Source organism: Pararhizobium sp. DWP1-1-3, from assembly GCF_049896125.1.
Classification (GTDB): Bacteria; Pseudomonadota; Alphaproteobacteria; order Rhizobiales; family Rhizobiaceae; genus Pararhizobium.
Genome location: NZ_JAFCTR010000024.1, coordinates 1 through 25207 on the forward strand (window position 1 = coordinate 1; position 25207 = coordinate 25207).

At 56.1% G+C, this 25207-nt stretch carries 27 protein-coding genes and 4 pseudogenes; 20 read left to right on the top strand and 11 right to left on the bottom strand.

Annotated elements, in window-relative coordinates; translation table 11 throughout:
• Nucleotides 1–298: 298 nt before the first annotated feature.
• Nucleotides 299–608 (bottom strand): annotated as a pseudogene (gene glnQ, locus ACP7BS_RS27985) (glutamine ABC transporter ATP-binding protein GlnQ); the annotation flags it as partial.
• 273 nt (nt 609–881) lie between these two features.
• Here glnQ and ACP7BS_RS27990 point away from each other — a divergent pair.
• A complete protein-coding gene (locus ACP7BS_RS27990) occupies nt 882–1238 on the top strand; it encodes an ankyrin repeat domain-containing protein (RefSeq protein WP_426240747.1) in 357 nt (118 codons plus the stop codon).
• Between the two features lie 43 nt (nt 1239–1281).
• Complete coding sequence (locus tag ACP7BS_RS27995) at nt 1282–1593, top strand: hypothetical protein (RefSeq protein ID WP_426233507.1); 312 nt, start codon at nt 1282–1284, stop codon at nt 1591–1593.
• On the opposite strand, the pseudogene ACP7BS_RS28000 reads toward ACP7BS_RS27995, so the two are convergent.
• Nucleotides 1541–1798, bottom strand: a pseudogene (locus tag ACP7BS_RS28000) (damage-inducible mutagenesis protein); the annotation flags it as partial. The gene ACP7BS_RS27995 and the pseudogene ACP7BS_RS28000 overlap by 53 nt on opposite strands.
• 163 nt (nt 1799–1961) lie before the next feature.
• Between ACP7BS_RS28000 and ACP7BS_RS28005 the strand changes: the two are divergent.
• From ACP7BS_RS28005 to ACP7BS_RS28030, 6 genes and pseudogenes are all read left to right on the top strand, one after another.
• Nucleotides 1962–4028 carry an ATP-dependent helicase gene (locus tag ACP7BS_RS28005; protein WP_426233509.1) on the top strand — a complete coding sequence of 689 codons (2067 nt, stop codon included), beginning with the start codon at nt 1962–1964 and terminating at the stop codon, nt 4026–4028.
• 12 nt (nt 4029–4040) lie between these two features.
• A pseudogene (locus tag ACP7BS_RS28010) lies at nt 4041–4609 on the top strand (SOS response-associated peptidase); the annotation flags it as partial.
• A 104-nt stretch (nt 4610–4713) separates the two neighbouring features.
• Nucleotides 4714–4938 (top strand): hypothetical protein, encoded by a 225-nt coding sequence (locus ACP7BS_RS28015; RefSeq protein WP_426233511.1) that lies wholly within the window; start codon nt 4714–4716, stop codon nt 4936–4938.
• A 24-nt stretch (nt 4939–4962) separates the two neighbouring features.
• Entirely contained in the window at nt 4963–5481 is a 519-nt protein-coding gene (locus ACP7BS_RS28020; RefSeq protein WP_426233513.1) for a 2'-5' RNA ligase family protein, read from the top strand.
• 378 nt (nt 5482–5859) lie between these two features.
• The gene (locus ACP7BS_RS28025; RefSeq protein ID WP_426240718.1) at nt 5860–6336 is read left to right on the top strand and encodes an Hsp20 family protein; all 477 of its coding nucleotides are present in this window, start codon (nt 5860–5862) and stop codon (nt 6334–6336) included.
• 77 nt (nt 6337–6413) lie between these two features.
• Nucleotides 6414–6713: a DUF982 domain-containing protein gene (locus ACP7BS_RS28030; protein ID WP_426233516.1), complete on the top strand. Its 300-nt coding sequence runs from the start codon at nt 6414–6416 to the stop codon at nt 6711–6713.
• Nucleotides 6714–7437: 724 nt separating this feature from the next.
• On the opposite strand, the gene ACP7BS_RS28035 is transcribed toward ACP7BS_RS28030, so the two are convergent.
• Together ACP7BS_RS28035 and ACP7BS_RS28040 are read right to left on the bottom strand one after the other, a co-directional pair.
• Nucleotides 7438–8331 carry a DMT family transporter gene (locus ACP7BS_RS28035; protein WP_426240719.1) on the bottom strand — a complete coding sequence of 298 codons (894 nt, stop codon included), beginning with the start codon at nt 8329–8331 and terminating at the stop codon, nt 7438–7440.
• A 44-nt stretch (nt 8332–8375) separates the two neighbouring features.
• The gene (locus tag ACP7BS_RS28040) at nt 8376–8777 is read right to left on the bottom strand and encodes a tautomerase family protein (RefSeq protein ID WP_426233522.1); all 402 of its coding nucleotides are present in this window, start codon (nt 8775–8777) and stop codon (nt 8376–8378) included.
• An 88-nt stretch (nt 8778–8865) separates the two neighbouring features.
• Between ACP7BS_RS28040 and ACP7BS_RS28045 the strand changes: the two genes are divergently transcribed.
• The 4 genes and pseudogenes from ACP7BS_RS28045 to ACP7BS_RS28060 all read left to right on the top strand — a co-directional run bounded on the left by ACP7BS_RS28045 (nt 8866) and on the right by ACP7BS_RS28060 (nt 11033).
• Nucleotides 8866–9708, top strand: coding sequence for a LysR family transcriptional regulator (locus tag ACP7BS_RS28045; protein WP_426240720.1), 843 nt, complete (start codon nt 8866–8868; stop codon nt 9706–9708).
• 21 nt (nt 9709–9729) lie between these two features.
• Nucleotides 9730–10232, top strand: a pseudogene (locus ACP7BS_RS28050) (hypothetical protein); the annotation flags it as partial.
• A gap of 133 nt (nt 10233–10365) precedes the next feature.
• Complete coding sequence (locus ACP7BS_RS28055; protein ID WP_426233524.1) at nt 10366–10614, top strand: type II toxin-antitoxin system Phd/YefM family antitoxin; 249 nt, start codon at nt 10366–10368, stop codon at nt 10612–10614.
• Nucleotides 10611–11033 carry a type II toxin-antitoxin system VapC family toxin gene (locus ACP7BS_RS28060; RefSeq protein WP_426233525.1) on the top strand — a complete coding sequence of 141 codons (423 nt, stop codon included), beginning with the start codon at nt 10611–10613 and terminating at the stop codon, nt 11031–11033. Before ACP7BS_RS28055 ends, ACP7BS_RS28060 begins: the two co-directional genes overlap by 4 nt.
• A gap of 300 nt (nt 11034–11333) precedes the next feature.
• Here ACP7BS_RS28060 and ACP7BS_RS28065 read toward each other — a convergent pair whose 3' ends face one another.
• Nucleotides 11334–11711 carry a DUF982 domain-containing protein gene (locus tag ACP7BS_RS28065; protein WP_426240721.1) on the bottom strand — a complete coding sequence of 126 codons (378 nt, stop codon included), beginning with the start codon at nt 11709–11711 and terminating at the stop codon, nt 11334–11336.
• Between the two features lie 208 nt (nt 11712–11919).
• On the opposite strand from ACP7BS_RS28065, the gene ACP7BS_RS28070 reads away from it, so the two are divergent.
• Nucleotides 11920–12258 (top strand): hypothetical protein, encoded by a 339-nt coding sequence (locus ACP7BS_RS28070; protein ID WP_426240722.1) that lies wholly within the window; start codon nt 11920–11922, stop codon nt 12256–12258.
• 91 nt (nt 12259–12349) lie between these two features.
• Here ACP7BS_RS28070 and ACP7BS_RS28075 read toward each other — a convergent pair whose 3' ends face one another.
• The 4 genes from ACP7BS_RS28075 to repA all read right to left on the bottom strand — a co-directional run bounded on the left by ACP7BS_RS28075 (nt 12350) and on the right by repA (nt 17037).
• Nucleotides 12350–12685: a hypothetical protein gene (locus ACP7BS_RS28075; RefSeq protein ID WP_426240723.1), complete on the bottom strand. Its 336-nt coding sequence runs from the start codon at nt 12683–12685 to the stop codon at nt 12350–12352.
• A 721-nt stretch (nt 12686–13406) separates the two neighbouring features.
• A complete protein-coding gene (gene repC / locus ACP7BS_RS28080; protein ID WP_426240724.1) occupies nt 13407–14621 on the bottom strand; it encodes a plasmid replication protein RepC in 1215 nt (404 codons plus the stop codon).
• 156 nt (nt 14622–14777) lie between these two features.
• Nucleotides 14778–15758 (bottom strand): plasmid partitioning protein RepB, encoded by a 981-nt coding sequence (gene repB / locus ACP7BS_RS28085; RefSeq protein WP_426240725.1) that lies wholly within the window; start codon nt 15756–15758, stop codon nt 14778–14780.
• Nucleotides 15759–15828: 70 nt separating this feature from the next.
• Nucleotides 15829–17037, bottom strand: a complete 1209-nt coding sequence (repA, locus tag ACP7BS_RS28090) for a plasmid partitioning protein RepA (protein WP_426232336.1) — start codon at nt 17035–17037, stop codon at nt 15829–15831.
• 958 nt (nt 17038–17995) lie between these two features.
• Between repA and ACP7BS_RS28095 the strand changes: the two genes are divergently transcribed.
• Nucleotides 17996–18442: a PRC-barrel domain-containing protein gene (locus ACP7BS_RS28095; RefSeq protein ID WP_426232335.1), complete on the top strand. Its 447-nt coding sequence runs from the start codon at nt 17996–17998 to the stop codon at nt 18440–18442.
• A gap of 140 nt (nt 18443–18582) precedes the next feature.
• The gene (locus tag ACP7BS_RS28100) at nt 18583–19092 is read left to right on the top strand and encodes an MgtC/SapB family protein (protein ID WP_426240726.1); all 510 of its coding nucleotides are present in this window, start codon (nt 18583–18585) and stop codon (nt 19090–19092) included.
• 49 nt (nt 19093–19141) lie between these two features.
• On the opposite strand, the gene ACP7BS_RS28105 is transcribed toward ACP7BS_RS28100, so the two are convergent.
• Entirely contained in the window at nt 19142–19645 is a 504-nt protein-coding gene (locus tag ACP7BS_RS28105; protein ID WP_426240727.1) for a hypothetical protein, read from the bottom strand.
• A 731-nt stretch (nt 19646–20376) separates the two neighbouring features.
• Between ACP7BS_RS28105 and ACP7BS_RS28110 the strand changes: the two genes are divergently transcribed.
• The 5 genes from ACP7BS_RS28110 to glsA all read left to right on the top strand — a co-directional run bounded on the left by ACP7BS_RS28110 (nt 20377) and on the right by glsA (nt 24625).
• A complete protein-coding gene (locus tag ACP7BS_RS28110) occupies nt 20377–21552 on the top strand; it encodes a hypothetical protein (protein WP_426240728.1) in 1176 nt (391 codons plus the stop codon).
• Between the two features lie 273 nt (nt 21553–21825).
• On the top strand, nt 21826–22803 hold the full coding sequence (locus ACP7BS_RS28115) for a YihY/virulence factor BrkB family protein (RefSeq protein WP_426232331.1): 978 nt from the start codon (nt 21826–21828) through the stop codon (nt 22801–22803).
• 123 nt (nt 22804–22926) lie between these two features.
• Nucleotides 22927–23364, top strand: coding sequence for a hypothetical protein (locus tag ACP7BS_RS28120; RefSeq protein ID WP_426240729.1), 438 nt, complete (start codon nt 22927–22929; stop codon nt 23362–23364).
• Nucleotides 23365–23391: 27 nt separating this feature from the next.
• Nucleotides 23392–23634 carry a hypothetical protein gene (locus tag ACP7BS_RS28125; protein ID WP_426240730.1) on the top strand — a complete coding sequence of 81 codons (243 nt, stop codon included), beginning with the start codon at nt 23392–23394 and terminating at the stop codon, nt 23632–23634.
• Between the two features lie 16 nt (nt 23635–23650).
• Nucleotides 23651–24625 (top strand): glutaminase A, encoded by a 975-nt coding sequence (gene glsA / locus ACP7BS_RS28130; RefSeq protein ID WP_426240731.1) that lies wholly within the window; start codon nt 23651–23653, stop codon nt 24623–24625.
• A 49-nt stretch (nt 24626–24674) separates the two neighbouring features.
• On the opposite strand, the gene ACP7BS_RS28135 is transcribed toward glsA, so the two are convergent.
• Nucleotides 24675–25121, bottom strand: a complete 447-nt coding sequence (locus tag ACP7BS_RS28135) for a hypothetical protein (RefSeq protein ID WP_426232327.1) — start codon at nt 25119–25121, stop codon at nt 24675–24677.
• Nucleotides 25122–25207: the final 86 nt, after the last annotated feature.

Consider the following 25207-nt stretch of genomic DNA (forward strand, 5'->3'; position numbering starts at 1 on the left):
TGCAAGAAGGCGCGCTCCAGGTAAGGAATGACCTTCTGGACCTCATGAGGACCGTCGTCGAATGGCGTTCGTTTCGTCACCACCCAACCCGGCGTATCCGAATTGCGGCCGAAACTTACATGGCAACGCCCTATTGCTCATTGCTTTGGATTCCGGTGGAGACGGCACAGCTCTCGTCTTATAGCCGCTCCCATTCGCCTGCTACAAGGTCATGGCCTGGAAGCTTGTCCAACTCCACCGCCTTGATTAGATTCGAACAACTGGCCTCGATTTACCTGTTCGACTTAGGAATTTGTTCTCAATGCATGAGAATTTGGCTGAGGAACAGTTTCGTACGCTCATGCTGCGGGTTGGTGAAGAATTCCTCCGGACTCCCCTCTTCGATGATCTGGCCGGAATTCATGAAAATCACCCGATCGGCAACCGCTCGCGCAAAAACCCATCTCGTGGGTGACGCAGACCATCGTCATGCCGTCACGAGCAAGGCTCGACATCGTATCAAGAACTTCCGAGACCATTTCCGGATCCAGTGCTGAAGTCGGCTCGTCAAATAGCATGACGGCCGGCTCCATGCAGAGGCTGCGGGCGATCGCGACGCGCTGTTGCTGGCGCCGGTTGAAGCAGCGGATCAGCGTGGATTTCCCAGAGCCGGAAGGGCCGCCCTCGTCCGCATTGAGCACCCCGCATGACGAGTGCAAATCGACATTCAGGCTTGCGCTGATTGTCGAAAAGCTCCAGTCTGGCTCCCTCGACGTTGCCGGCTAGGACTACCCCCATCTTCTAAGTCCCGACAGGCCCCCTGCCCCCAAATCCACTGACCCATGGCTGAAAAATTGGATCAAGAACTATAAAAGGCTTTCGTCATCGACGATTTCGAGACGATTAAAGTCCTCGTCAAGCAAGGCATCGACGTGAACTCGGTCGATGCCAGGGATGGAAGCTCGATTCTGCTTCGCGCCGTCATCGAAAATGATAAGAGCACGGTCGATCTGCTGCTTGAAAAGCATGCCGATTCAAATAAGTCGGACCGTCGAAAGATGACACCGCTCCACTATGCGGCGCTTTACAAGCACATCGATGTGGCTCGGGCATTGATCAATGCCGGCGCCTTTGTAGACGCACAGGATCAAGGCGGCAGCACGCCATTGGCCTATGCGGCGAGCGACAGAAGGGACGGATATCTCGAGATGGTAAAACTGTTGGTTGCTGGTGGGGCAAATGCCGATTTACGAATCTAGGATGGCAGATTGCTACTCGAATTCTACGGAATTTCCTTGAAAGATGAATGACGTATCGGTGAGAACGCTGATTGAAGAACTCGTGGATAGTGACATACGCACTTTAGCCGATCGCGAGCAATACCTTGGCTATGCCAAGAATGTCCGTGCGGGGCATCACGAATTAGCCATTACCGGCAATGCGTTCAGCGTGAAACTCACACGCGAGGGGGTGTTGATAGAGAGTCTCTGGGACGAAGCTATGGCTCTCGAACGTATGACACTGGACCAATTCATTGCAAAGGCTGAAATGATCTGCATCGTTTCGCTCGGCCGATGCCCAGCAAAGGGAGCGGCTCAGAGGGAAGAACGCTGATGCGCCACCGTGTCGTGGCGGCCATTGGTTGACCGAAGTCTATTCCCTCTATCGGGCGCCGGCATCGGCGCAGCGCGATGCCGATGGTGCCGGACGTTTCCGCCGCAACCTGCAGCCATCTGGAAGCCGTCATCGGAAGACGAACTAACTCTGCGACAACGGCGCCAAGCCCGTCAAACGCAGACCCTTGCTCTGGGCTTTCCAGCGGCGATCGCAGCTGATATGTTCATTATTTGTTCTTGTTATCCCGACGAGTCAGTTCTGATTCGGACGGTAGGCATGGCGGTGAGTTAGGAACGCGACGCACATGCGACGGGCATCCAAACCAAAACGGCCGGGACAGACTGGCAACTATCGGGGATCACGGCATGACGGTTTCCTATTTGGGAAAACTGAACGAGCAGCAGAGGCAGGCTGTGCAATTCGGCGTTGGACTGGCAGACGGACAAGTGGCGGGACCGCTACTAATCATCGCCGGCGCCGGATCCGGCAAGACCAATACCTTGGCGCATCGGGTGGCGCATCTGATCGTCAACGGCGCCGATCCGCGGCGCATGCTGCTGATGACATTTTCCCGTCGAGCGGCGTCCGAAATGGCGCGCCGTGTGGAGCGGATCTGCAAACATGTGCTTGGCGCCAATTCCGGCATTCTCGCCGACGCGCTGGCCTGGTCTGGCACGTTTCACGGGATCGGGGCACGGTTGCTGCGGATCTATGCCGAGCAGATTGGACTGAACGTAGATTTCACCATCCATGATCGCGAGGACAGTGCCGACCTGATGAACCTTGCCCGTCACGAACTCGGGTTGTCCAAGACCGAGAGCCGATTTCCGACCAAGGGCACCTGCCTGTCAATCTATTCGCGAGTGGTCAACTCGCAGACACCGCTGAATGAAATCCTGCGCCAGCACTTTCCATGGGTGGTGACCTGGGAAGAACAACTAAAGCAGCTGTTTGCTGCTTATGTCGAAGCCAAGCAGGTCCAGAACGTCCTCGATTACGACGACCTGCTGCTATACTGGGCCCAGATGGTCAGCGATCCTGATCTTGCCGACGATATTGGCAACCGCTTTGACCATGTGATGGTTGACGAATACCAGGATACCAACAGGCTTCAGGCCTCGGTGCTGATGGCGCTTAAACCCGGCGGTCGTGGTCTGACCGTGGTTGGCGACGATGCGCAATCGATCTATTCGTTTCGGGCAGCAACCGTTCGCAACATCCTCAATTTCCCATCATCCTTCAGTCCGGCCGCCGATATCATCACCCTCGACCGCAATTACCGCTCGACGCAGCCGATCCTGGCTGCGGCAAACGGCGTCATCGATCTGGCGCGCGAGCGCTTCACCAAGAACCTGTGGACCGACCGGCAATCGCTGGAGCGACCGAAACTCGTCACCGTCAAGGATGAAACCGAGCAGGCAAACTTCATCGTCGACCAGGTGCTGGCCAATCGCGAGACCGGCATGACGCTGAAGAACCAGGCCGTGTTGTTCCGCACGTCCAGTCATAGCGGTCCGCTCGAGGTTGAGCTGACCCGCCGCAACATTCCCTTCGTCAAATTCGGCGGCCTGAAGTTTCTCGACAGCGCCCATGTGAAGGACATGCTGGCCGTTCTGCGGTTTGCCCAGAACCCGCGCGACCGCGTCGCCGGCTTTCGCCTGCTGCAGATGCTGCCGGGGATCGGGCCAAAGACGGCCGGCAATATTCTCGAGACGATCGCGACCGACCCGGAGCCGCTGCTGGCCCTGGCTGAAATCCCGCCTCCGCCCAAGACCGGCGAAGACTGGACATCCTTCGTTCAGTTGCTCGCAAACCTGCGCAAGACCGAAGATGGCTGGCCCTCGGATATCGGTCAGGCACGCCTCTGGTATGAACCGCATCTCGATCGCATCCATGAGGATGCCGACACCCGCAAGGCCGACCTGCTGCAGCTCGAGCAGATCGCCAGTGGATACCCCTCGCGCGAACGCTTCCTGACCGAACTGACGCTCGATCCGCCTGACGCCACCAGCGACCAGGCCGGGGTGCCGCTGCTCGACGAAGACTATCTGATCCTGTCGACCATCCATTCGGCCAAAGGCCAGGAATGGCGCGCTGTCTTCATGCTCAATGTGGTCGACGGTTGCATACCCTCAGATCTTGGAACCGGCACGACCCAGGAACTGGAGGAGGAGCGCCGGCTGCTTTATGTCGCCATGACCCGCGCCCGGGATCACCTCGCTTTGATTATGCCGCAGCGGTTTTTCACCCATGGGCAGGCCGCGCAGGGTGATCGGCACGTTTACGCCGCAAGGACGCGGTTCATTCCGACGACCCTGCTGCAATTCTTCGAGACGACGACCTGGCCGAAGGTCTCAGCAGTTGCGTCCGAGCGCAGCGCCCAGCAGATCCGCATCGATGTCGGTGCGCGCATGCGGGCCATGTGGAAATAGGGAGAGGATCGAATGTGCAATCTCTATAATGTGACGACCACCCGCGACGCGGTTCTGCAGTTCACGAAAGCCTTCCGGGATCAAGCTGGCTGGAACGAAGCGAGCTTCGACGTTTACCCGGGCTATCAGGCACCGATTGCCCGCATCGCAGAGGACGGTCAGCGGGAGATCGCACGGGCAACGTGGGGCATGCCGTCACCGCCTGCCTATGTGAAGAATTACGACCCCGGCGTCACCAATATCCTTAATGTGGGTTCCCCGCACTGGCGCCGCTGGCGTGCCGTTCACCTCCTTTGCCGAACCGGATCCGGCCAGCAAGGTGGAGGGCGGGCGTGTGCCGAACGCCTGGTTTGCCGGCAATGAACATCGGCCACTGATGTTCGACATCGCCAAACGAGATCGTCTCTCCCATCCATGAAAAGGCCATGCTGGCAATTCTTACCACGCCGGAAGAGGTCGACACTTGGCTGATGGCGCCTTGGGACGAGGCCCGCCATCTGCAACGCCCGCTCCTCGCCAACATGCTGGTGATCGTGCCGCCACAGACCAAACCAAAGCCGGACGAGGAAAGTCTGTTGCTATTCGTCAAGGACATTGATGATCTCGAACGCGCAATTCCTAGGCTCAAACCGCTGTCCGAAAAGTCTGGAGATATTGCGAGGCACAGGGCATCAGCGGCAAGACGGTGACCGTCAAGATCAAGTATTCGGATTTACCCAGGCGACCCGAAGCCGTACTGCCGCGCAGCCGAGCGAATGTCGCTGAGATTATCGATATCGCTTCCGCCGTGCTTGCGACCGTCTATCCATTCAAGCTATCGGCGCGGCTACTCGGAGTTACGCTGTCATCGCTGACCAACGACCAGGACGCTAATGGTGCGGAACAACCGCCGCTCGATCTGGATTTCTGAAACTCACATGGACGGTCTGGTATCTTGAAAACTCTTCAGCCCCTGATCCTGACGGCGCGCATTTCCGACGGCGACCTCGAGCCATTTAATCGTCTTCGTCAGGAGTACTTTCCACCGGATCGAAATTTTCTGTCAGCGCATCTGACGATGTTTCACCGTCTGCCCGGCGAATGCAGGGAGCAAATTGTCCAGCATCTTATCGAGGTTGCGGCAAGGTATGCTCCAATCACAGCTGACGTCAGTGACCTTCGTCATATCGGCGCTGGTGTCGCGTTCACGATTGCCAGCCCGGAGCTTCGGGCCATCCACGCCAGACTGAGGGGAGCCTTCATGCCGTGGCTGGGTGGCCAGGACATGCAGAAGTGGCAGCCCCATATTACGATCCAGAACAAAGTCTCAAAATTGGCGGCGGATACCTTGCACGCAGCTCTTATGGAGAAATTCCGACCGCATACAATCGAGATTATCGGCCTCGATCTGTGGCGGTATTTGGGTGGTCCGTGGCAGCACGAAACCTCCGCCATGTTTGGCCAAGCTCGCTGATGCGAATCGCCACGGCGCCAACTGGAACAGCTTGGCAGTTCAGCCTTTATACTAGAATTGATGGGCTTTGACGTGGGCGTCCGCGGTCTCGTCCGAAAACGAAAAAGCCTGCCGCGGGAGGAAGTGCGGCAGGCTTTTCGAAAAGAAGGAACAACGGCTTAAGAGGAGGAGTGCCGCTGTTCCGACAGAAGTCTGCGACGCCGGTGACACACCAGAACCCACCGCGAAAATTTTCGTCATTTTCCCTAGCCGTGATCTTGAAACTGAATTTTTGGAAAACCAGATATTTTCTCACTGGATGCCGAAAGGGCCAGTGATCGCTGAGGTGCCGCGAGCTCGGCACCTTCTTACCCATGTTGCTTCAAGGAGGATATGGCTATGGCAACATCTTATGACTATGCACCGCTTTTCCGTTCGAGCGTTGGCTTCGATCGTGTCTTCAATCTCCTCGAAAATGCCCAGCGTGCCCGCTCGATCAGCGACTGGCCGCCCTATGACATCGTCAAGACGGGTGATGACACCTATCGCATTTCAGTGGCGGTTGCCGGCTTCTCACAGGACGATCTGAACCTGACATTCCAGTCGAACCTGCTCACCATCACCGGAAACAGGGGCGAAACGCAGGGCGAAGGCTATCTGCACCGTGGCATCGCCGGTCGGCCTTTCGAGCACCGTTTTGAACTCGCTGATCACGTTCGGGTCTCTGGTGCCGATCTGACGAACGGACTGTTGTCAGTTGACCTCGTCCGTGAAATCCCCGAGGCCCTCAAGCCCCGCAAAATCGAGATCCAGACGAACACGTCCATCCCAAAACAGGTGACCACGCCCCAGATCGAGGCTCAGAAAGCCGCCTAACCAGCTCGAATACAAGGGGCGCCTGTTATCGGTGCCCCTTTACTTTCAACAATCGGGCTCTTTGAAAGGAGTGCGCCATGAAACCCGATATGTTCGAAATCCCGGTAACGATTTTAACCGGCCTAGGTATGCCAACACAAATACGATCGGTGCTGCAGGCCTATCGATTTCTGCTGGAATGGCCAAAAACAAACCATGATGCTGCACACGCTGTGTCATTGAAAGCCTGCAAAGCCGCAATCGATGGCGAGGTTGAGCCGGAGACAGCGCGCAGCATTTTTGTCGCCTTCGCAGATAAACACGACCTACTTGCACCCGATCTTGCCGTCATCGCGGTAGCCCGCCGCCGGCACGGCAGCGATCCACACCTGCGATGACCTTGATGCACTATCCGTCGTGAGCGAAGATCGAAAAGCGTGCATGCAAAATCCCCACTTCGTGGGCACGAGACATCTTCGCCGTCGCGCAGCCCGCGCTTCGACCCGCACCACGGGCTACTTTTTCCTTGGCGCTTATCAGTGGAGGATGATCGCCTCGATCCCGATCGGAAGGCCGATCCTGAAGAATTTATCGCCATGCTTCGCAAACAGGGCCCTGCCTTTGCAGTGGCGGATGATACGAAGGTCCTGGAGCGCCCAATGCAGTATGGAGAGCGGAGGGAGATCCGGCTCGTTGAGAACCTTATTCACCGAATAGAGGATTTCCGGTTCATACCCGGGCCACTGAAATTCACGTGCCGCCCATTCGACACATTTCCTGTGAAAAGCGTCTAAGGATTGCGTCAGCGATATGCCGCCGTTTTGCTTGACATAGCGGAGAAGCTTCATGCCATTGGTGGCAAGTGGGCTAGCTGTCAGTTCGCCCTAATGAAGCGCGGGAGACACATACACAAAGGGGGAGAGCGTGGATGCGCGGAACATGGAAAGTATAATGCCGTAATAACTCACCGCCGTCTGCCCCGACACGATTTGATTTCGAACCACTGGCCCGCCATATCAGACACAGGCGCCATGACTTGAGGCCTGGATGCACGGGCGATGACGGCAGCAATTGGATTGTCAGCTCGAGTCAGAGACACTTCGGTACTTCTGAGGCCCACGCCTACCTCCAGAAGATTAGCGCCATCCCGGCCACGACAAGTGCGCCTCCGGCCCACGCAGCGGGCGCAGGTAGTTCCCTGGTCTTCAGCCAGAGCATCGGCAGGATAATCACAGGTGTAGTCGCAGACAGCGTCGAGACGATGCCGACTTTTCCGCCCGAAAGCGCGAAGAGAAGGAGCGTCATGCCGAAGGCCAGGGCGATGATGCCCGTCATGGCCGTTTGGAAGAACACGCTCTTGGTCAGCGGCCCCTTCGGCCCGACCGCCTCGATGGGCAGCTGGGTAAGCGCGGTCAGGCAGAGGGCGCCGACCGCAACACGCAGCATGGAGGCGGCCAGAGGATCGATCCCGGTCGCCATGACGGGCCTCGCGATCAGGGAGCCGATCGCCTGGCTGAGCGCGGCTAGTACGCCGACGAGGACGCCAAGCCAAAGCGGTCCCTTCACGGTCTCCCATTGGTGCATCTGCGCCTTGCGCTTGCCGAAGAGGAGTGCGAGCAGAACCCCGCAGAGCGTCAGGCCTGCGCCAGTCATGGCGATACCGGAAAGCTGCTCGCCAAGCACCGCCCATCCGAGCAGCGCGGCGATCGGGGCGTTGAGGGCGAACAGGATTCCCGAGCGGCGGGGCCCCAGCCGGTTCAGGCAGGTGAACAGAAGCGTGTCGCCAACAAAGATGCCGATGAAGCCCGACAGGAGGAGGGGCCATAGTACCTCGGGCTGCAGTTCCCGCCATGTCCCCGACGCGAGCACGTAGAGGCCGAGCAGGAAGGCGACAAAGAGCTGCCGCGTCCTGTTGAAGACCAAGGCTCCGAGATATCCTGCGGGGCCCGCGGACAGGAGCCCTGTCAGCGCCCAACAGGTCGCGGCGCCGACGGCTGCCAGCTCATATATCGGCATCTCGTCCTCCTTATTCCGCGACAGGCTTCATCCGGTCGCCGACACTATCTGTGCTTGCGCGCCCATCTCAGGTTCTGGGTCAGCCCGCCATAACCGTAGGCATCGCCATCGACTGCGTGGACCAGAACATAGCTCGCCTCGTGCACCGGGCCGACAAGTGCGTTCATCTCGTCATAGACGCGCCGGACCCATTCGGTCGTCTCGTCCTTGGTGTTCGTCTGCTCAGTGATCGAGACCTCGACATAGAAGGTTCCAACCTTCTGGTCGGCGACACTCGATCCGGCAACGATCCAATCACCGGGTTCGGCGCTCTCGACGAGGACCGCGGTGACACCCGGGTCCTTGTGTAGGATTTCGGCCGTCAGGCGAGACAGCAGAGCCGCAATTTCCTGTTTCGGATCGCGTCCGTCCTGGGGTTTCGTGTAGCGGGCTTTGATCATGGGCATGGGGCATCTCCTTGTTGCCGGAGGACCTTGCGCTAATCTCACCATAATGAGAAGATAAACCCTGATACTTCAACCATAGTGATTTTATATGATTGATCTCGAGAGCGTCCGCCTGTTCATTCTCTCCGTGGAGCTCGGCAGCCTGACGAAGGCGGCCGAGGCGGCGGGAACCGTGCAACCTGTCGTCAGCCTGAAACTGAAGACGCTGGAGCAGCGGCTGGGCAGGCGTCTGATCGACCGCACGCCGAGGCACCTGCGCCTGACGGAAGACGGCCAGGTCTTCCTGCCAAAGGCACGGGAGCTGCTCGCCAAGCACGAGGAAGCGTTGACATTCGGCAACGAAACACCGCTGAACTTCTCGCTCGCTGCCAGTGATCATGCGATCGGGGGTCGCCTATCGGCGGCCATACGGGCGATTCGCGTGGCGCTTCCCTCCAATGCAGTCATCGAAGTGAACATCGGCTTCTCCCGGAATGTGAAGGAGACTTTCGCATCCGGCCAGGCGGACGCCGCCATCATCCGGCGTAACGGCGGCGGCTCCGAAGGCGAGATCCTGCGCACCGATAGGCTGGGGTGGCGAACGGCTCCGGGCTGGCGACCGCGCTCGAACAGCGCCATCCCGCTAGTGTCGCTGGGATCCGAGTGCGGCGTCCGAGAAATCGCGGTCGCGCAGCTTCGAAGGGCCGGCGTGGACTGGCGCGACGCCTTCACCGCCGGAAGCTGCGCGGCCCTCCATGACGGAATTCTTGCAGACGCGGGTGTTGCACCGATGGGCGACATCTGCGCCCGTGGCCTGCCCGACCGCGGCGCCGAATTGGGGCTGCCACCGCTGCCGCCTTCAGACATCGTCCTTCTTTCACGGGCACGAACGCCGGCCCATGCCTCGGCGATCAGGGCGCTGGCCGCGGCTGTGTCGGGCACGGCGGGCTAGGCGAAGAGCGTGAACCTGTTACTTCGCCAGCTCCGTCTCTGCCCGTGGTGCCACTTCCCGAGTTCCGATCGACGGCGGGAAGACATGAAATGCGGTGAGGTGCGCTGGAGCGATCGGGAGGTGCTTATCCCGTCGGCAGCCTTCAAGAGCTCGAGCTCGTCCTTCTTTGGACAGAAACCGTTTCGGCTCACCTGCCGGACCTGCTTGATCTCTATAAATATCGAGGCCTATATCGATCGCCATCGCGGTGTCTTGCTAGGGTCGGCAAAGGATCTAGGCACTCTGTTCGGCAAGACGGTGAAGACAACCAGTTTGGACGCGGCCTACGACTACCAAGTTCTATGAGGCCCCTGATTCAGCGCTATGGATCTACAATCCCTATACCGGCCGCGGTGCCATCAAGGGTCTGCTGCCACACGGCCCTCATAACGTCCGGGATTTCCTGGCACTATGGCCGCTACTTGCCACAGGATAAGGCGGCTTTGGCTGCCAAGATATTGAACCAGGTCTGGGAAGCCGCGTAACGACCGGCATGGCTTTGAATGGAGCGGTGCGCCACTCCATTCCCTGACGCGTCCTCATCCTATGACGTCTAACCTTGTGTCGGCGACGATTGGTATTATATGTAGGTACATACCTACATCGGAGTGCAGTGACATGTCTACCCTCACGAGCCGCGAACTCAATCACGACGTCAGCGGTGCCAAGAAGGCCGCGCAACATGGACCAGTGATCATCACCGACCGGGGCAAGCCGTCGCACGTGCTGATGACCTATGACGACTTCAATCGTCTATCCGGCAAGCGCCGCAACCTGGTCGAGATCTTGTCCATGCCGGGGCTTTCCGAGATCGATTTCTCGCCCGAGCCTGCCGAGATTGTTTCGCGCCCGGTGGATTTGTCTTGACCTATCTGCTCGACACCAATGTCGTCTCAGAACTGCGCAAGATCGGTGACGGCAAGGCCGACGCCAATGTCGTCGCCTGGGTCGGTCGGGAAGATGCGGCCTCCTTCTTCCTCTCGGCGATCACCATCCTGGAATTGGAGCGTGGTATCCTTGGGGTACAGCGGCGCGATGCACGCCAAGGCGCCCGGTTGCGGACCTGGCTCGACAGCCACGTCCGGCCTGAATTTGCCGGCCGGATCATTGCCATCGACGATGCGGTTGCGACGCGCTGCGCCCATCTGCACATTCTCGATCGGCGCAATGAAGTTGATGCTTTGATTGCCGCGACCGCGCTTGTTCACGGGCTGACAGTGGTCACCCGCAACGTCAAGGACTTCGAAGGGACCGGCGCGATCATCGCTGACCCTTGGTTGGGATGATTTTGCTGTGCGCAGTTTAAAAGCCTCGTGAGGGAATAACCGCACGGACCGTCTTTGCCAAATAACGACCGATAATGTTGCATTATCAGTTGTTACTGGCAAGAATGGCTGTATCATCGAGCAAAAGCCTAAAAATAGCGTTTCTGACACGCTGCGCCATCACACAGCAGCCTTCCAAATTGTGAACGCCGACAAATAAAGAAGTTCCCCCTCTCCGGGCATGAAACTCTGCATTAATTCCGTACTTTTGACCCAGATATCAGGCAGTTCCGGTATAAGACCGTGCTGGGTTGATGCGCTCTACGGCGAGGAGCCGATCAGCCTGGATATCGTTCGGATGGCGTGTTGTTGGGGTGACATGGACGATTGCAGCGCTTCTTGCTTTCCGTCTTTGACGACGCGGATATAACAGATGAAGGCCTCATCCGCAGCCCGCATCAGCGCTCTTGGGACAGCATCTGCGGGGCCGCGGTCCTGAAGTGCGTATAAGCATGCTTCAAGAGCAAACCGATACTCAGTTCCCCCGCTCTGCGGCCACTCGTTCAGCAGTACTTCAGCTGCCGCGGCCACCGTATCGACTGGTTTGTATCGTTCTCCGACACCCGTAAGCAGCCAAATTGCGGGAAATTGGCACAACCTGTCCGAATCCATGGCACTGTTCCCTCCTCTTGCGTGCATATATTAGCAGACACGCAATAACCATTCCAGTTGGCTTGGTTGGCGGGCTCGTATTCATAACCGGCATCGGCCAATAAACGACCTTCGGGAGAACCCCCTCAGTCGCCGGTAAATAAGAAACAAGCGCCACCCCGATACGGATGGCGCCCCATCAACATTAACGGATGACTATCCGGAAGACGTCAGGGGAGTAGTAGAATCCGTCACTATGGCGCCGGTAACCGCGGCGGTGTTCCTTATACCCTCGGTGGCCCTTCCAGTATCCGCGCCGATCTTCGCTACGTTCCGCACGGCGATCATGCCGCCGTTCCTGCTGCCTGTTCCAGCGAGGCTTGTGATCGTCGCGGTGGCGATACTGAGTTACCTGTATCTCCGACTTCATTTCCAGCCGCGCGGGCGCGATCGGGGCCGCAGATGCCGCCGTAAAGGTGGTGAAGCCTACCACCATCGCTATTGCAGCGGCGCCCATAGTCTGGATTGTATTTTTCATTTTCATCCTTTCGAGTTGATGTCGGACATTGCGCCCTTCGGTACGAACTCGATGTGAACTTCCTGTTCATGTAAGTTTATCCCGGCACGCTTTTCACGCACTGGTTACCGGAGTGAAATCAATGTTTTGGGAAGCGCCCGGGGCTTGGTCAGCGGCGCGCAGCCGCCCTTAAAGCGACGGCTATGCTGATAGCAATGACAAGGCCAACAGCTGGCCCAAGAAAACCCGACATAGCCCGCGGCAATGCTACTTGCTGAGAACCCAGACGGCTTGAGATGATGCCGTCGAGGTGAGCGACGTAGGCGGTAAGCCGGCGGATCTCCTCGGGAACGGACAGGCCAGACGAACTGGTGCCGCGCGGGCTCAATTGAGAGCCGTAATTATCCGTTTCTCCGTCGCCTAGCTCCGCGAAATATTCCTCAAGCTCATTTCCACCGGTAGAACGGTTCCGTTTGCCCATCCTATTTGAACCACGTTGCATCATCATCTTCTCCCTGACTTGTCGTCACAACGCAGGCGACGGCAAAAAGATGCACGAAGACAAGGAAAAAAGCCCTAGGTGTCACCGGATCCGAAACAGCCGAGCAGCTTGGGGACGTGCGTTGGGCGCAAATGCGGCGACAAAGACTTTTCAGTCAAATTTCCCGCCAGCAAGAACCTGTCCAAATACGCGCTTCGCAGCTTCGGCCAAAGGAGCCGATGAAGGAACCTTCTACGAGAAAACGTAAGGCCCTCATTTTCACTTCCAAAACCCACTTCGAAAGCCTGCCGTCTGACCCGAGTAATCCCACCGACATTTCGCCGAGTGGTAAACCGACCTTTGATATACGACTTTCGCAAACCTGCATGCGTAGGCGTGCCGCTTTTCCGCAGGGAAGTCCCTGTTGCATTGCAGTCCGACTGCGCCACCTGCCGGCAACGGCCAGGCGGCTTTCCGGCGCCCCCTCCCCTATCGTCGAGCAATGCGAAACACTGCCGGCCAGCCTCGCTCAGCGATAGATCAGCAGAACACGACCACTAGTTCGCGACAGCTGCGAATCAACGTTCCGGCCCGGCTTCTCTTACAGGCGTCCGGATCAGTCTTGTGCGTGGTTTGAAATGCATCGTCAGCCCGGCCTCCGCCATCCCACAGTCAGAAGCTATCAGTCCCCGCGACGCCGGAGTTAATGAGGTGTGAACACGTATTTGTGCATTTATCCCCATTTTCATCCTGTTTTGCGCTCGCTGCGAGCGTTGGCGCGTACCAGTGCCATCAGCATCGGACCGAGCGAGAACTCGCCCTTCTCCGCCCTTCGGGTTAGATCACGCAGATAACCGCCTGCCGAGTTGATATGCCCTCCCCGCTCAAGGATACAGGCAATCGCTGCGGCCGCCATTTCCGGTCCCAACACGTCGCAGGCATCCTGGTAGGCAGTCGGACTGACCCCGAGCATCGATCGGACGGTGACGGCGGCCGTCATGAGTTCACGCCAACTGCCAATCGCCCCATTTGGCCCGTACATCGCCACGTCGGGGCACGCCCGTAGCACTAATCCCAACGGAAAGGCCTTTACGGGTTCAGCAGGGGGCTTGCTGGTGGGAATCGAGTTTTTGCCCGTCTCTTTTCTCGAGACAGGTTCAGATTCAACTATAGATTCGGTATTTGAATTCTGTATGTGCCGACGCTCTTCGTCATCATTGCTGTCGGATTTTTTAAAAACTAGCTGGTTTTCCAGTATGTTGAGTGTTTCTTCCAGCAGCATCGACAGTTCGTCAAGAATGCCGTTCAATGCGCTGTGCGTTTTGGCCTTTGCTATCTGCGAAACCAGCCCGATGTAATGGGATTCGATCTTGCCCCAGTCCCCAGATGCGCCCTCTTCCATCGCCGCGGTGAGTATCTTGCGAATATCGCGACGGCACAGTGAGATCTTCTCCTTGACGATCCTCAACTGTTTGCGATCGAGGGCAACCTGCTGCGCTAAGCGGGCCCATTCCTCGGATCGTGCGAGAAGGGGCGCCAAGCTGAAGCCGAAAGCGTCCTCAACCTCGCCTGCCCTATCCTTGCGCGCGTATCTCTTGCCGTTGGGGCTGTCTTTACGATGGATGATTCCGGCATTAACCAGAATAGCAAGGTTCTCGCGAAGCGTGGTGCCGGCGATGCCATTCGCGCGTGTGGCCAACTGGGCGTTTGAAGGAAACACCACCAGCTTGTTACCGTCTGAGAGATGGGTTTCCGGATAGAACGAAAGTAGCGCATTGAGCACTGACAAGGCGCGGTCTCGCAGCCCTAAAAGCGAACGCGCATCACACACGTCTCGATAGATCTTCCACTTGTCGATTGATTTGCCTGGATTGATCTCAGCCGACTCAATCTGGCTTTTTATCAAGGCAAGAGTCACCGGCCGCCGCCCAAAGGGCGTCGTCACAAATCCCGTCTGCATTTTCCTTCACCTTTTTTAGGCAAAAAGAACACAACCACCAAAACGGTGCCCAAGACTCTTGACTATGATTCGGGGAAATGCGATTCTCGATCTGCTAGGAATACGAGAGAGGCTTCCACGATTTAGGTCGTTTGGGGGCCTTTTTCTTTTTGCGGTTTAGTCTCCGTGTTTCTGTTCCTCGTCCAGGAATTGGGCGTAGAGTGTGTCCAGTTTCGACGAGAGGTAGTTTCCGAAGCGGCTGGCGTTTTTCGCCTTCATTGTCAGAGAAAACGATTTACCGCTGTTCTTGATCTCCGCTGCGACTGTCTTGTCAACGGTTTGCCACTTCGCGACGCTTGAAGACAACTCTGTCTTTTTCACCGGCCGCGCAGTCTTGTTCAACGCGTTCAGCACTGCCGTAAACCGATCGTCCGATCGCAATTCCAGAAATGTCGCGGCTCGCGTGAGGACGTCGATTTTTTCGATGCTGGATGCTCTCCCGGCGAGAAGCGAGAGCTCTATCCAACGCTCCCGGCCAACTGCCGGGGCAGCTCCGATCGTGCTGATCAGGGCCGCTGGGATGCGCTCCGTTACCGACATCATCTTTGACAGCGAGGCCGCATTGGTAGCGAGTGCTGCCGAGATGACCTCTCTGTCGTATCCTCTCTCATCAAGCCGTCTCGCAAACAGGGCGCGCTCGATAAACGTCAAGTTTGCGCGCGCCGAGTTCTCTTGGCCCTGCGTGATGACGTGCGTTCGATCGTCCATCTGTTTGACGACAGCACGGACCTTGCGTCCGAGCGCCTTGGCAACGCGTAACCGCCGATGGCCGTATACGACCTGATAGCGATCTCTATCTCCAACATGAGGCCTTACAAGAATAGGGGTATTCTGCCCCTGAACCTTGATGGCCTCAACTAGGGCATCAAACTCCGCCGGATCATCATCGAGCCGATCAGAGATGAATGAGCCGTCGATCTGTTCCGGCTCAAGCTCAACAATTGCCTCGCCTTCGAGAAACCGGTCGGCCTGTTTGGCCATTTCATCGATTGACCGTATCATTGTCTTCGAAGCGCCGCGCATTGGATAGGATGTCGGCGCTTGTTCCGACGGGACATCGACATCGACTAAGCCTGCTAAAAAGTTCTTACGAGCCATCTACCTGCTCCAATTTCGGCATAGACCGTTGTATTTCCGCGAGAAAATCGCGTTTTTGTCAGCTGACATATCATCGCCCCCATGAAGCATGGATCAGCGATGCGATTTCGCCATTAACTGAATCCATGGAATCGATCGCGCGCTCATATGTTGAGCGCGTTATCGCGGATTTCTCCACTTCGTAGAGGGATTGCTTTGTAATCCCGGCGTCGGAGATCGCAGTCGATTTCAACATTTGGTTCTTCAACATGAACTCATGGAACATGGTGTTCATGAAACCCACCATTTGTGCCTGTGGTACGTCCGTCGGCTCGTATCGCGTGATAAGGTAGCGATACCATTCGAGATTGACCTCTGCACCGGCCGCGCGGATCGGTCTTAAGATACCTCCGAGCATCAGCAGGAACTGTCCCATAGACATGACATCGAGCATCTGCGGGTGAATTGTAATCAAGACGCTCGTCGCAGCCGTGAGCGCCGTAATGGTTAGATAACCAAGCTGGGGAGGGCAATCGACGACAACGACGTCATATCGGTCATCAACTTCTTGAAGCGCTCGCGATATTCGCGTAAAAAATGTCTTTCCTTCGTTGGACGAGCGGTTTGTCATCGCCAAGGGCGTGTCGTATTCGTATTCCTGCAGCTCAAGGTTCGCCGGAACGATATCCAGACCCGGAAAATTTGTAGGCTGGATAATTTCCGACAGGGGCTTCTTTTCGTCGTCGTAGCGGATCGCATCATAAATTGATGCCACTTGATCAAACTCTGGCTGAAAGCCGTGTAGAGATGACAGTGATGCCTGAGGGTCAAGATCGATAGCTAGCACCCGATGGCCTGTCAGTGCTAGGTATTGCGCGAGATGAGCGGCACTCGTGGTTTTGCCGGATCCGCCTTTGAAGTTAACGGCAGCAATGACCTGGAGTTTTTCGCCGGGCCGGCGGTGCGGCACATACATGCGGCTATCGGATCGGCCATGTTGATCGAGGTAATGCCGCAATTCCAGCATTTGACTGGCCGTGTAAGACCGGCGACCGGAACTGGATGTCTGGGGCAGGGGGCCTTTGCCATCGAGATGGAGCTTCTTCAGCGTGCTTTGCGACACGTTGAGATAGGTTGCAACCTCTGCCAAAGAAAACGAACGCAGCGTCTTTCGCGCATTTGGTGGAAACCGTTGCACGCTCAGCAGATGCAGCTTTTTCGATATCAGGTCTCCCTGTTCGAGGATCTGATCTTCGAAGTGCATTGGTATCTTTGTCGAAGGCATCGAGTTAGCGTTCATTTTAGAAAAATGTCCAGATAACGATTTATAGGCAAATTTTGCCTGTTAACCGTTATTTATCTCCGATTCTACAAGCGTGACAAGGAGATAATAGACCCCACCAAGGTTATACCGCTTCGATTGGACACACTATGTACGCAATCAAAAGTGAAGAATGTCTCTTTATTACAAGTACATAAGGGTCACCGCCTCACGTCGGTGTTCCGCCAACCCACCCAACATTTGTCCAGTCAACTGGCACAGAACGACGCTTCTCAGCAACTTGACCATTCCCCAAATCAAGCAAACTCGTTCACTTCCGGCCTGGCTAAAGAATCACTCATTCGTATTTTACGAATAATAGCGTCAAATGATCTCACACATAGTTGCCTTTGATCCGTTCCGGATGCGCGTTGTATGGAACGAAAGCCGATCCCGTTGAAGACCTCATCCAAGTGAACGATTGCAAAGACAGCAAAGTGATTTTCCGGCTGCATCCCACCTTGAGACGGCGCAAACGGTCATGACCGCGGATAGAGGAATTGCCCGCTCGACTGAACCTTTCACCATGGCGATTTCAGCCGTCACGGAAGTCGCCAACTGTTTGAGCCTCTTACCTGGAGCACCGCACACAATGATAAGCGGACACTCCGGCGACCGGTTACAACCGACGAGACTACTGAGATTATCCCTCGTACTGCGCTAATGCAGTGCTCTTGGGGAGGAGGGGAGGGGAGTCTGGCTGATTCCGCGCCAAACTTCTGCTACAGCTTCCATCCCCATTGACCACCTCCAAACTGGTCATTTTCTCGGAGCGCTCCATAAGGTGATTGGTACTTCCGTCGGGTCACGATAGAGGCGACGCGGCGGCTACCGGTTTTGTAGCGATCGTCTCGGAACCAATTGTCCTGATGAGTGTTTACCGCCGCCGGAAGTGGTATCTCTCCCGCCGGCAACATTCACTTTAAGGAGCTTTTTTATGAACCTTCGTCTGATCCTTGCCGGTCTCACTTTTTCCCTTCTCTCAGGCGCCGCCGTTGCGCAGACGGCCGCAGCGACCGGAGCGGATGCAGCACTTACCGGCCCGGGCATCACAATGGGGACTTCCGCCACCATTCCACTGAAGTTTGTGAACATCCAAGACACCGATCTGATGACCTCCAGCCTTATCGGCGTCGATATCTATAACAAGCAAAACGAGGAAATCGGGGAAATTTCCGATATCGTAATCGGTGAGGGAAAGTCAGTCATTGGTATCGTCGCAAGTGTCGGCGGCTTCCTCAGCATCGGCGAAAGCTACGTCGTTCTTGACCCCGCGTCGGTTGCCCTTGCCGACGTCGATGGCAACTGGAAGGCCTTTGTCGATACCACGAAGGACGATCTGTCGAACGCTCCTAAGCTCGACTATTCAAAAATGAAGAAATAACCGGCAGGGGTGAGCTTTCGGGCTCACCCCTTGTCTTTTTGGGCGCAGAATTACGCAGTAAAAGGCCTTGCCTGCCGGGCACTTTCCTCGCGCAACAAATTGACCTGGAACGCCACATTTTTTTATTTTTGGAATTGCCAATGATCGACCAGATTTCTGCAATCGCCCAGTCCTTCAACGTGCTGCCACATCTTGGCGCACTTGTCGTCGCTTATCTCCTGGCGCTGCCCATAGGATGGGATCGCGAAAAGAGGGAAAGAAGCGCCGGTTTGCGGACATTTCCTCTGGTCGCGATCGCCAGCTGTGGTTTTATCCAAGCGACTGAAAATCTGACAGCAGGAAGCCCCGAGGCCACCGCTCGTATCGTTGAAGGATTGATCACCGGTATGGGCTTCATCGGCGGTGGTGCGATTCTGGTGGTGAGCAAAAGCGTGCGAGGAACCGCAACCGCGGCCAGCCTATGGGCTACTGGAGCGATCGGCACCGCTGTTGGGCTGGGAGCTTACGACATCGCGCTTGTTCTATCGATCATGACGTTTCTCACACTTCGCCTGATGACCAACTTCAAACCATCAGACGAACCAGCAGAACAACCTTTAGAAAGTCATGAACCTAGTGACAGTGGCAAAACAAAAGCGACGTCCGATTAGATTTGGGTGCCCGGCATTTGCACGTCAGTGGTCAGACTTTTGATCTCCGTTACCGCATCAGCCGGATATCACTGGTGACAATCAGGCGGCCAGTTTTTGGATCTTTGTCTGTTGTTTTCAATCTCAATCCTTTGGCACCAATTTTTTCGACCGTCATCTGAGCCGTTAGATCGCCATTGATCTCCTTGCTCCACCGGACAGTAAAATTGATAGAATTCCCGGAGCGCGAACCGGAAAGGCGGGACGGGCGGCCAGAGGGTCCCATATAGATCCCACTATATTTCGTGCCATTCGCCCTGATGTCGGCGGAAATTGCCCGCCGGATGACCACCAGTCCACGGCACTGACCCGACATTATAAGAGATGTGCCCCGCGCTCTGCTGTCAAATTTGCATGTGACGTTCAAGGGTCTGGATCCGATTTTTGTTGTCACTGACCCAGTGCCCGACCATTTCCCTCCCATCGACTTTAAAAATCCTGCTTCGTCCGCCAGGGCAGGTTTCAAGAAAAGCATCAGAGTGAGCCCGACGGCAGTGAACAGGGGAATTTTCATTGAGCGTCCTCTCGCGACCGGGCAGGGGTCCCCGGACAAGTCTTTTCAACAACGTTGCATGAGCCAAACGGTTCCTGGGCAACCTTGCCAAAGATACCGGAACTGCAACTCGGCAAGGGTCACGTTGCCAAACGCACGGTGGCGCGTTGAAATCACAGCCTGCGGTGGGGATGGCGTAGTGCCGCGTCGCATCAGGAAGGTTTGAGGTTACAACGGCGGTCAATATGACTGGTGGATCGTTGAAAAACCAGAACCCACGTGTCCGACACCAAAACTTAAGGACATTCCAGCAATCGCCACAATCAAGCCGGATATTTTTGCGAGAGCGTTTTTCCCCTCAGGGAATATCATTCTGGTTGCCGAGCTAGAATTTTCGATTTGATGAGCTGATTTTTCGCACGGAAGTTGGCCCAGAAGCACCGAATGTTACACTTTCGAACACGAACGCCCCATTGTCTTTTCAACAGCACAAGAGAACACTACGCAGATGGCCCTTCATGCCGGCGATGGATAAAGACATAGTTTTCACCCATAGTTCCTACAGGGGGACCGCCACATTCTGGCCTGCTCCGGCTCGGAACCGCGCGCGGCTCCGAGAAGTGGCCCCAAGCGTTTCTGCGTTTCGATGATTGCAGATGGCCTGCGCCACCGATCGCGTGCTTGACTTGGCGCCGCAGCCTTCACAAGGCTGTCGGATACTCCCCTTCGAATGTTTTGACACACAGGCAAAGATGATTGAACCCGTAAAACGACGTGTGGTTATCCATTTTCCAGGGTTTGAACGCATGGACGCGTCAGCTCACTACCGGCGTTTCAAAAGGTCGGCTCACCGCTCGTCGGAGATATGGGGATTTTCGACTGCGATCGAGCCGTTAAGTGAAGAACCCGGCGCGTCGCATTTTGCGATCGTTTGCGAAGCGCCGGGCTGGCGAACAGCAAGCACTATCTACATTTGTGATCATAATACCCTTGTCGAAAAATTTAGCGACAAACCGATGACCCGGAGAATCCTAGCGGGGTTTGCAAGTTTTGGGTTTGCCATCGGTCAAGGGGCACTGACAGCCTATTTCCGGCACGCCTGGCGGTTCGGTCTGTTTTTTCTGTTTCCCTTCGTTCTCATGAGTATTGGTCTTGCTACATGTCTTGCAGTCGCAGCCGTGCCTCAATGGCTGGATTTCCAATCCTGGCATTATCTCTGGAGTCTACCACTCGCATATTCATTCTATCGATATCTCTTCCATCCCTTCTCAGAACGGCTTCTCACGCTTCATCTGTTGGCCGATTGGGAACTCGCCGTATCGGCCGCAGGTGCGGGTGATTCAGACCTAGACCGATGGTTAGAGCGACAGTCCGACTTAGTGATCGAAGCATTGGATGAACCAGCAGACGAGTACCTGATCAGTTCGCACAGCATGGGATCGACGCTCGCAGCGCACGTGCTTGGCATGGTCTTGGAACGCAAACCTGACGCTATCGCGGGAAAACGCGTGGTGTTCGCGACGCTCGGTGGGGCGATCCTGCAATGCGCGTTGTTGAAGTCAGCAGACAGACTTCGTCAACGCGTTGGCGAAATCGCCCGCGCTCCTGAGGTGTCATTTGTGGAGGTGCAATGCCTAACGGACGTGATTCATTTCTACAAGTGTGCCGTGGTTTCCCTGTGTGGACACCCTGATGCACCGCAAGCCGAGCTGATGTTTATAAAGGTGAAGCATCTTTTGAAACCGGAACGCTACCTGAGAATCAAACGGGATTTTCTCAGGGTTCACCGGCAATATGTGCTTCACGCTGATAATCCCGGTTCGTTTGATTTTACGCTGCTGACCACAGGACCATTTCCAGCTGATCTCACCACGGATTATTCGAAAAGAGACTTTGGTTTCGCGAAGGCAGCGGCTCTCGGGAGTTAAAACGCCTGACGCCCGCGTGCTGATCCGTCAAACGATGCAGCCACCCTGTCGAAGACAGATGTTGGGGCGTTATCAGGCCGGATTTGTCGGCCGGTGCCAATGTCCGGCGAGGGGGATTTAATTCAACTCACGTAAGTCAGGGGTTTCCTGGCACTATCCGAATGTGCGCATAATCTCGGTTTCGCGGAGATTCACGCTTCCTCCCGATAGCCATTATTCCGGGTCGCGCTATCTTGCCGAAGAGATGTGGCAGATCATGGAGTAAAACGGATAATGGGATCCTCAGCTGAACTGGAAAAAGAGGAACCGGGCCGCGGACGCAATGCAGAGACCCCGAATGAGATCCCGACGAGGGGCCTTCGAGATGTCTTCTGGCGGGTGCTTGAGGACGTGTTTGAAGACCGGGTAACCCTGATTGCCGCCGGCGTGACATTCTATGTTTTGCTATCGTTGTTTCCAGCTCTTGGCGCTTTAGTGTCATTTTATGGTTTCATCGCCGATCCCGCCACAATGGCCAAGCACATCGTCTTCATCTCGGACGTATTGCCACCAGGTGCTTTCGACATCATCCTGACACAGGTCAACATTCTCGTGCAGGCAAAAGCTTCGTCCTTGAGCACGAGTTTCCTTGTCGGCCTTGCTATCGCGTTGTGGAGCGCAAATAGCGCCGTCAAAGCCATGTTTGACGCGATGAATGTCGCGTATGGCGAAGCGGAAAAGCGGGGCATAATTCGACTCAACCTGGTGTCTCTTGCCTTCACGGGGATAGCGCTAATCCTGGCTGCGGTTTTCATCGCGGCGCTCGGCGGGGTTCCTGCCGTTCTTTCCTACATCTGGCTTGATGGTTGGCAGGAAACGCTAATTCGTTTTTTGCGGTGGCCGGTTGTCCTGATCGTCATAGGCAGCATTGTCGCGCTGATTTATCATTTTGGCCCGAGCCGGGCGCATGCGAAGGCGCGCTGGTTGACCTGGGGAGCCGTGTTCAGCACGCTGCTCTGGCTTTTGGCCTCCATCCTGTTTTCTTACTACCTGACCACTTTCGCCAACTATGAAGCAACCTACGGTGCACTTGGGGCATTGATCGGCTTTATGATCTGGACGTGGATATCAGTGATCATTGTAATCGTTGGAGCCGTATTGAATGCGGAACTGGAACACCAGACTGTCCGCGATACTACCACGGGATCGCCGCTGCCAATGGGGGCCAGAGGAGCGTATGTCGCCGATACCGTCGGAGAGGCGGCAGACTGAAGCCCCCAGGAAAACTCTCGCGTACTTTGAGAATTAGTTACCAACCCAAAAACTCGTTCGGAACATTGTCGCCCGATGCGGGTTTTTCGTGCAGCATCAATTCTCACAAGCACCGGGCACATCTTGAAGATCGCCACCTACAATGTGAATGGCGTCAACGGCCGCCTCAAGGTGTTCCTGCGCGGGGTTGAAGAGGCGTCACCGGATGTCGTTTGCCTGCCGAAACTGAAGGCAAACGACAAAAGTTTTCTGCGAAAGAACTCGAAAGGGCCGGGTGCGGCGCGATCTGCCAGGGACGAAAATTCTGGAACGGCGTCGCCATTCTATGGCAAGGGCAGGGAGCCAGTTCTCACTCGCAGGCGTGTTTCCGGTGATTCCGACGATACACATCCCCGATACATCGAGACTGCTATCAACGGAATGGCGAGTAGTTGCTTTTATGTACCGAAATCCAATCCCGCTCCCGGCCCGACGTTTAATGCCGGCGTCGATAAACATGTTTGGGGGTGGGAGCATACGAGCGACCACGCACCTGTCTGGTTAGAGCTCAGTGACGACTGAAGTCCGTTTGAAACAGTGGAGATAGATATGGTCGGGAACTTTAGCGAAGACGTCAGGGAGAGATTGGAAGACTTCGTCGATACATTTGTCGTGAAGGGAGCGAAGGCAGGCGATGTGCTTGACGCTATAATAGAGCAAGCGTCGGTGCTTCGGGACGCTTACGAGCGCGATCCCGACCCGGCAGAGGATGCAAGCGCCGATGTTGTGGGCGAACCGTCGAATGACTGGCCGGCGGCTGACCAAGACAAACCCCGAACGAGCGACAGTTAAGGATTGTGCAATCGGTATGGAGATCAAAGAACTCAAAGGTATCCTTGCGGATGTCGTCTCACGGGTCCGCAAGGAAGCACCCGCGGTGTTCGATGAGGCAATCGTAAAAGCTGAGGTGGCGGGAAAGCAGGCGCCGCTCAAAAAGGATTTTGAACAATTCGGTATCGCCGTTTACTTGCGTAACGGCCAAGAGGCAGCGGCTGGAAATTCACGCGTCGGGTTTCCAATTCAGTCGATCTCTAAAGTATTCGCACTCGAGGTCGCACTTGAGGCTATTGGCGAGAAAGTTTGGGAGCGTGTCGGGCGCGACCCCTCGGGCGACCCGTTCAATTCGATCATCGATCTGGAGCGCGCAAAAGGAATTCCACGCAATCCCTTCATCAACGCGGGCGCACTCGTCATCTGCGACATCCTTGTCGGTCTTGGCGGCCGCCACGGTTCTAGTAGACACGTCGTCAGGCTGGTTGAACGCATGCTTGATGAGGAAAAGATGGAGCTGAACCAGGACGTGATGGACAGCGATCGGACCGGGGGAGACCTCAACAGATCGCTGATGTTCATGTCGAGGCATCATGGCAATCTGAAGAACCCGGTTGAAAAGGTCATGGACGCTTATATTCATCAATGCGCCATCACACTGGATTGCCGCGGTCTTGCGAAAGCAGGACGTTTTCTAATTCTTGACGGTCCGAATGATGACGATGGCGTCAAACTCAGGGCCGCTCGCAGGGCACGACGGATTTTGTCGATCATGATGTTATGCGGACAGTATGACGGATCGGGCGATTTCGCCTACCGTGTCGGTCTGCCGGCAAAATCTGGCGTCGGTGGAGGCATTCTTGCGGTCGCTCCCCATCAGGCGTCGATCGCCGTGTGGTCTTCCGCGCTCGATCCAATGGGCAACAGCTGGTTGGGAACGCTCGGTCTCGAAATCCTGACATCGAAAACCGACTGGTCGGTGTTTGGTGCAACACGGCGGGCGGTTTCGTAGCAGTTTAAGCCTCACCGAAGTGCATTATGATCATACGCCTGTCACCAAGTTATACCTGGACGGGTTTTATCGTCGATACCGCAATGTTGCCGTCGATAACTCCACGGATCAGATCCATGCGGGCATGTTCGATTTCAATCACGGTATAGAGCTTTTCCGAGCGGAAAGCGCTTGCATTGCTCGTTGTCACATCTTCCGCCGGGGCAGCATCGATTTCCATAAAATCGAGCTCACGCTCCGCAGCTACGATCCGAGCGTCTCCGGAGGTGCGCGCAGCGACGACAACAACGCCTTGATAGGGCGAATTGTCCCATCGGGGATCGTGGGCTTCGGCGATGGGTTCCAGCCGATAGACATTTAGACGTTCGGGCTGCGTTCCGCTCGTTGTCGTGGCGTCATTTCTCTGAGCCTGGCTTTCGACAGACTGCCCGAATTCTGTCGGGCTGGTTGCGTTTGTGGGGCCAAGATTGTTTTGGTCGTTTGTCGCGTTCGACATAAAGACGCTCCTTTGCAGAGATAGGCCTAATGCGTGATCGTTGCCGGCCTTGAAGGCATGATCTATCTTCAGGCCGGAGAGGGCGC